The 7186-nt window shown below is 60.7% G+C and carries 6 protein-coding genes; 4 read left to right on the forward strand and 2 right to left on the reverse strand.

All coding sequences use genetic code 11. The annotated features are described in order from the left end of the window. The 3 genes from IT585_07845 to aqpZ form a co-directional block, all read left to right on the forward strand. A partial coding sequence (locus IT585_07845; GenBank protein ID MCC6963148.1) for a chitobiase/beta-hexosaminidase C-terminal domain-containing protein occupies positions 1-1806 on the forward strand: 1806 nt, incomplete at its 5' end. A gap of 249 nt (positions 1807-2055) precedes the next feature. Then, positions 2056-2898: a hypothetical protein gene (locus tag IT585_07850; protein ID MCC6963149.1), complete on the forward strand. Its 843-nt coding sequence runs from the start codon at positions 2056-2058 to the stop codon at positions 2896-2898. A gap of 122 nt (positions 2899-3020) precedes the next feature. Further along, positions 3021-3722 (forward strand): aquaporin Z, encoded by a 702-nt coding sequence (gene aqpZ / locus IT585_07855; protein MCC6963150.1) that lies wholly within the window; start codon positions 3021-3023, stop codon positions 3720-3722. A gap of 82 nt (positions 3723-3804) precedes the next feature. Here aqpZ and IT585_07860 read toward each other — a convergent pair whose 3' ends face one another. Then, positions 3805-4374 (reverse strand): OsmC family protein, encoded by a 570-nt coding sequence (locus IT585_07860; protein ID MCC6963151.1) that lies wholly within the window; start codon positions 4372-4374, stop codon positions 3805-3807. A 233-nt stretch (positions 4375-4607) separates the two neighbouring features. Continuing rightward, on the reverse strand, positions 4608-6524 hold the full coding sequence (locus IT585_07865) for a sigma 54-interacting transcriptional regulator (GenBank protein ID MCC6963152.1): 1917 nt from the start codon (positions 6522-6524) through the stop codon (positions 4608-4610). A 208-nt stretch (positions 6525-6732) separates the two neighbouring features. On the opposite strand from IT585_07865, the gene IT585_07870 reads away from it, so the two are divergent. Beyond that, positions 6733-7186 (forward strand): hypothetical protein (locus IT585_07870; GenBank protein MCC6963153.1); only part of this gene is annotated, 454 nt, incomplete at its 3' end.

The raw sequence follows: 7186 nt of genomic DNA on the forward strand, positions 1-7186 counted from the left end.
CAGGATCTCGGCCATCACCGCTTCACCTACTCGATCACCGGTCACAGCGGTGATTGGCGGCAGGGCAATGTCCCATGGTTGGCGGCGCAGCTTAACCAGTCGTTGACCGCGTTCTGGACGCAACCGCATCCGGGCAAGCTGGGCAAGTCCCTCTCAATGGTGAAAATCACGGCGGGCACAAATGCGGATAAGCCGGCGGTTATGACGACCGCGCTGAAGAAAGCTGAAAACAGCGACGAGCTGATCGTGCGCTTGCGTGAGCTCTACGGTCGGCCGTGCGAAAATATCAGCGTTAGCTTCCCGCGGGCGATCGTGACCGCGCGCCAGGTCGACGGGCAGGAGGATGAAGTCGGCAAAGCGACCGTCGTGAAAGGTGTGTTGACGACCGCGCTCACGCCGTATCAGCCCAAGGCCTTCGCCGTGCGTCTGGCGCAGACGCGCGAGGCGCCGGTTCCAATGCCGCTCTCGCGATCCCTGGCACTGCCGTTTAATCTCGACGGCATCAGCACCGATGCCGATCGTACCGACGGCGACTTTGACGGCAAGGGCAACACGCTCGCCGGCGATCTTGTGCCGCGCGATCTGAAATTCGGCGACATCCGTTTCGAATTCGGTCCGACCACACCGGGTGCCAATAACGTGGTGCACTGCGCCGGGCAATCGCTGCCCATCGGCGAGAACGCCGACGCCGTCTACCTGCTGCTGGCGGCAATCGGCAAGCCGACCAGCGCGAATTTCGTGGTCAAATCGGCAGCGGACGCGACAACCTCCCACAACCTGCTGGTGCTTCCTTATGACGAACCGCTCGGCCAGTGGAACAACCGCCTGGTCAACGGCCAATTGGTCGAAGACGCGATGGCGATTGCGCCCATGTATGTCAATCCCGGCCTGGTCGCGTGGGCGGGTTCACACCGCCACACTGCGGCCGGAACGAACGATACTTACAAGTTCACTTATCTGTTCGCAGCGCGCATTGATGTGGGCGCGGACGATGTTCTGTTGATTCTCCCCGACGATCCTAACCTCCGGGTGCTGGCCGCGACGGCGCTCCATCGCGAGCGTCCTCAGGTCACGACGGCTTCCGAGCTCTATGACACCGCCGTCAACCCGGTGGTGCGCGTTCATGCTCCGGAAACAGCGTTCCTGGGGAGCACGACCGTTGGGCTGTCGTCGCCAACGCCGGGAGCAGTAATCCGCTACACGCTCGACGGCAGCGATCCCACCGACTCCTCGCCGCTGTACACCGGGCCGTTGACGATCACAGACTCGGGAATTCTCAAAGCGCGTGCCACGCTCTCCGGTCGCAGTGACAGCCATTTGGCCAAAGTCGAATTCCGTGAGTTGACCCCGCGCGATCCGGTCGCCGTCGCAAAACTGAAGCCGGGTCTGCGCTGCAGCTACTATGAAGGGAGCTGGCAGCGGCTGCCCGATTTTGACTCGGTCAAAGTGCTCAAGAACACGATCCAGCCCGCAGTCGAGCTGCCCGACTTTGCGCGCAACGAGGATTTCGGTCTGGTCTTCCAGGGTTACTTCAATGCGCCTGAGGAAGGGCTATATCAATTTGCCATCAGTTCCGATGACGGCAGTAAACTCTGGGTGGCCGACACGCTGATTGTCGACAACGACGGCCTGCACGGTGCCGGCGAAGTCCCGGGGCGGATCGCGCTGAAAGCCGGGTATCATCCGCTCTACGTCGAGATGTTCCAGTGCAAAGGCGATCGCGCTCTTGAACTCTATGTCACTCGACCTGACGGCAAAAAACTTCGGGTCGATGCCGACATGGTATCTTACAAAGCCGGGAAGTAGACGCTTCGCCACCTGACGGAACAGCAAGACCAGCAGCCTCGATGGCCACGGCAATCGGGGCTGTTCCGTTCCAGAGTTGTCGAGTGATGCCGGTGCTTGACTGGGACAACTACCAAAAGCATCCCGATTCTCAATGCCGAGATGGCACTGCGATTTTATTTGCATCTATCAGCCCGACATTCTATGCTTCCGGCATCAAACAATCATGCACTGACGATGAGATTTCTCGTATAGGTGGAGGGTCATTACATGCGACGACTACTTCTGGGGGGGTTGATACTTGCCATGATGCTGGCGGTGCTCGGTTGCATCGATTACGCCGAGACGCTGGAACTGAACGCCGACGGCACCGGCACGATGACAACTCGTATGGTGATGCACAAGAAGTACTTTGAGGAACTCGCCAGCCTCGGCCAGATGTCGGATTCGGCCAATGCCGCCGACATGTTCACATTCGTCAAACGGGAAGATATCGAGAAGAAGGTGAAATCCAGCAAGGGCAAGGTGAAACTGCTCGACTTCAAGGAGACCACCACCGACTCGACCGTAGCCTACGACATGAAATTCTCCTTCACCGATCTGCAGGAGATGTTGGAGGTGAGCGGCAACATGGGTGACGGTGAAGAAATGGCCGCACCGGCCGTGAAACGCGAAGTCAGATTCGCCAAACAAGCTTCCGGTAATTGGCTGTTCACCCGCGATTTTGCCGATTCAGCCGCCGCTCAGATGATGCAGTCCCCGGAACCGACCGAGTCAAGTGCGACGGCAGAGGCCACCGAAGCGGAAGAAACGACCGAGTCGGTTGAAGGCAATGAAGAGCCCGATAGCGCTGCCGGTGAGTACGAATCGATGGAGGTCATGGATTCGCTGGGCCAGGCAATGGGCGATGCCGTGACCGACATGAGTGACATGATGACAACCATGATGGAATCGGCCTTCGCGGGGCGGAAGATCATCCTGACCGTCAAGTTCCCCGGCCAGATCGTGGAAACGAACGCCAAGCGCACCGAGGGCAATGCGGCGATCTGGGAGTACAGCTTCGTCGAATTGATGAAAGCCCCGCCCCAGCTGCGGGCGCTGGTGAAGCCGTAGCGGTGATCGCGGCCGGAGCGTAATTGGCTCCAGCCGCCGACTTTGATTATTTGAAGTTCCGAGAGTACGCCCGATCAGGGACTGAGCGGGCGCAAACAGGTTGTTTGGGAAAGGAGAAATCTATGTCCCTTGGCAAGCGAGCGGTCGCGGAGTTCATCGGTACCTTCTGGTTGGTGCTGGGAGGCTGCGGCAGCGCTGTTCTGGCGGCGGCATTCCCGAATCTGGGCATTGGCTTCGTCGGGGTCGCGCTGGCCTTTGGTCTGACCGTTCTGACGATGGCATTTGCGATCGGCCACATCTCCGGCTGTCATCTGAATCCGGCGGTTTCGTTCGGATTGATGGCGGGCGGCCGCTTTAAGGCTGGTGATTTGATCCCCTACTGGATTGCCCAGGTGCTCGGCGCTATTGCCGCGGCAGCGGTGTTGTACTTCATCGCTAGCGGCCAGGCCGGATTCGATGTCTCCGGCGGATTCGCCTCCAACGGGTATGCCGAACACTCGCCCGGCGGCTACTCGCTGGGCGCGGCGTTGATCTGCGAAATCGTCATGACCTTCATGTTCCTGCTGGTGATTCTCGGCGCGACCGATGATCGCGCGCCCAAGGGCTTTGCGCCGATTGCGATCGGGCTCTGCCTGACCTTGATCCACTTGATCAGCATCCCGGTGACCAACACTTCCGTCAATCCGGCGCGTTCAACCGGTCCGGCGATCTTCGTCGGCGACTGGGCGCTGTCGCAGCTCTGGCTGTTCTGGGTTGCGCCTTTGATTGGCGCCGCGTTAGCGGGTCTGGTTTATCGCTGGCTCGGAAGCGAATCGCGCGCGTAAACGCAGACGTAAACATACGATTGCAACTACGAAGACGGCGAACCGGGTATTCCGGTTCGCCGTTTCCTATTGCGGAAAGGGCTTACGCCAGGCTGACGTCGACCTTGACCGGCCGCGACAGCGTGTCAAAGACCGGCGAGTGTCCCTGCGCCAGCAGGATCAGCTCTTCGAGCTTCTCTTTCGGCGCATCCGACTTGATCATGAACTTCACCCGGATGTTCTGATAGCCGTTGCGCACCTTATCGCTCAGGCCGAGCAGACCCTGGACGTCGATGTCGCCTTCGTACATCGATTCGATCTCGTCGATCTTGATCCCCATCGCGGCGGCGTAGTAGACCAGCGTCGTGGTCAGACAGCCGGCCAGCGCATGCAGCACGTACTCCACCGGATTGGCGCCGCGGTCGCTACCGAGCAAAGTTGCCGGCTCATCGTTGTCCATGATGAATGCCTTCTCGCGGGTCATATCCTCGCGGCTGAGGCCGTAGAACTCCTTGATCGTTGAGCGGTTGTGCCCGCCGTCGATCCAGCGGTTGCGCGAACGGAACTTGAAAGCGGCCAGCTCCGGCTGAACCCGAATCTGCTCCATCATCTCCATCAACTTGGTCACATCGACGCCGTTGAGCATCCGATTCATGGTCTTCATGGTGGTCATGTTTGACTCCTCTCGTGTTGGTTGTTGCTTCTGAATGACTCGATTTGTTGTCTTCATCACTGACCAACACTAAAGCAGACGGCGTGCCAAACTCTGCCGCCGCGAGCAAGCCCTTGCATGTCAACGGGATCATGGATTCACCTTTGCGACGTTAGCATCATCGCCGCGCGATTCACCGTTTTTTCGTAACGGCTCGTGACGAATTTTCGTGACGCTCGCGAAATTTCGCGAGGTTAGCTGCCGGCGGCGATGCCGAGCGCTTTGATGCGGGAAGAGAGGGTGGAAGGCTTCAAACCGAGCAATTCCGCCGCGCCGCGCTTGCCGGCGATCTTACCGCCGCTGGCCTGCAGCGCCTTGATGATGTTTTCGCGCTCCAGTTGCTCCAACTCCGTCCGGGTCAGAACGCGCGGTGAAGCGACCGGCTGCGCCGGCGGTGTCGGCGTCGTCTCGACCGGCGGCAAGGCGCGATCGAGCGAGAAGCGATCGGGCGGGGAAGTGATTGCGGCGCGCTCAATGACGTTTTGCAGTTCGCGAATATTGCCTGGCCACTCGTAGGCGCGCAAGCGGCGGACGATTTCATCGCTCAGCGGCCCCAGGGAGCGGCCGATGCGGCGGGCCTGCTGCGCCAGGAAGGTTTGCGCCAGCAGGATCACGTCGTCGCCGCGCACGCGCAGCGGCGGCAAGTGAATCGGAAAGACATTCAGACGATAGAAGAGATCTTCGCGAAACGTTCCCGCCTTGATCATCTGCGGCAGCAAGCGGTTGGTCGCGGCAATAATCCGCACGTTGATCTTGATCGTCCGCGACGAACCGACCGGTTCGAACTCGCCCTCCTGCAACACGCGCAGCAACTTGGCCTGCAGATCGTAGGGCAATTCGCCGACTTCGTCCAGAAACAGCGTCCCGCCGTCCGCCAGCTCGAAGCGGCCGATGCGCTTGGCCGTCGCGCCGGTAAACGCGCCGCGCTCATGCCCGAAGAACTCGCTTTCGATCAGCGCCGCCGGAATCGCCGCACAGTTGACCTTGATAAACGGCATCTCCCGGCGCAGGCTATGGGCATGAATTGTGCGCGCCAAGACTTCTTTGCCGGTACCGGTTTCGCCGAGGATCAGCACCGTCGTATCCGTCACCGCCACTTGAGCGGCATCGCGCAACACCGCCGCGATCGCCGGACTGTGTCCAAGCATCTCGGAGTTCAGCAGTCCCAATTCGCGCCGCAAGTCCTCGGCTTCGCTGGCGAGCTGCCGGATCATGCGTTCAGCGGCGAGCCGGTCCTGAACATTGCGCAAGATCAGCGTATGGTGCGCGTTGCCGGCGCCCGCCAGCCGCGACAGCGTCGCCTCGGCCGGGAATTCCGCGCCGTCACTGCGCCGTCCGGTCAGTCCTTCAGTGATCCACAGCCGCTGCTCGGAGTCCGGCAAGTGCCCCAGTCCTTGTACCAACGTCAACAGCCGCTCGTAACTTCTTGACTCCAGGAACCGGCTGAGTGGCTGTTCGCAGTGGTCCTCGCAACCGAATAACTGCATCGCCGCTTGATTGCAGTGCGTCACGGCAAAATCTTGATCAAATTCAATGATGGCATCCATTGCGCTTTCGACCAGGCGTCGAAATTTCGCCTCGCTGGCTTCCAACTGTTCGGCCGCCCGCATTCGCCGCAGTTCTGCCGAGGCCCGGGCGGTGAAGATGCGAAACAGCGTGGCGACCCGTTCGTCATCCGCCAGCGGTTTGTTGTCGAGCACGGCCAGATGGCCGAGGATGCTGCCGTTCTCATCGGTCAGCGGCTCACCGCGATAGCTGACAGCGTTCGTCCGCACCAGATCCGGATCGTTCGGGAAAAGTTCGATGATGCGGTCCGGAAAATGCACCGTCCGGCCGGTACGGATCACTCGCTCGCACGGGGTGCCGGCGACATGATGCAGGTAGTCCTGCACGTAGCCGTTGCCAAGCCAGAAGGCCCGCGCGCGCAGTTGGTCGGTCTGGGGCAGGTACTCGGTCACCCAGGCGCCGTAGGTGCCGAGCACCTCGGCCAGGCTGCGCACGAGCAACTGGAAGAAGCCCTGGCCGGTTTCGGCTGCCGTGCCTTCCATGATCGTTCGCAGGGCCTTGAGTTCTGCGTGGCTGCGGGAATTTCGTTGGTTATTGTCGTTCATCTCTGGACCGGCGACGGGAGTGAAGACTGGCCGTCGCTGCTACCGTCATAATATCATCGACCCCTGAACTCTACAAGCAAAAAGGCGGCCGCCGCAACTCGGCGCTTGACGCGGCGCCGATTGTGGGTAACTTACGCCCGCTTGCCCCGCGGCTGAACCGCCGCGAGATTGCAGCGACAGTATCAGTACGGGCTACCAAGGAGAACGTTTGCGCAGCGAGAAGTGGACCTTCAATCTCAATAGCCGTTTCGACTTTGGGCTGTTTTATGTCGCGCTCTGCGAATTCTGGATCGATCCGGCGGTCTCGCGTCCGGAGGCGCACTCCGCACTGATTCAAATCGTCCGCCAGGGCCAGCCGGCCCGCGATATGCTGCGCAAATGCCTGCCTCAGCTTGAACGCGACATCCGGCCGCTGACCGCCCCGGGTACACTGACGGCCGCCCGGGCGTTGGCCGAGTTGTATCAGGAGATCAAACACCTCACGGCCAAGCAGACCTACGTGAAGGTCCAGGTCACGCTCCCGCATCGCGGGCGCTTTCGCTCGACCACGGCCGCGCCGCTGCGTTCGATTGGCGCCCCCGCCGGCCACGATCGGCGCCACGTCCTCGCTGACTTCTTCTTCAAGGAGAACGTTATCCCCTCCATTCTCAACAGTCTGCCGA

Source organism: Candidatus Zixiibacteriota bacterium, from assembly GCA_020853795.1.
Lineage (GTDB): Bacteria > Zixibacteria > MSB-5A5 > CAIYYT01 > CAIYYT01 > JADJGC01.

Excerpts from the sequence above, each read along its gene's own strand:
- IT585_07850 (MCC6963149.1), top strand. The coding sequence starts at position 2,056 with ATGCGACGACTACTTCTGGGGGGGTTGATACTTGCCATGATGCTGGCG.
- aqpZ (MCC6963150.1), top strand. The coding sequence starts at position 3,021 with ATGTCCCTTGGCAAGCGAGCGGTCGCGGAGTTCATCGGTACCTTCTGG.
- IT585_07860 (MCC6963151.1), bottom strand. The coding sequence starts at position 4,374 with ATGACCACCATGAAGACCATGAATCGGATGCTCAACGGCGTCGATGTG.
- IT585_07865 (MCC6963152.1), bottom strand. The coding sequence starts at position 6,524 with ATGAACGACAATAACCAACGAAATTCCCGCAGCCACGCAGAACTCAAG.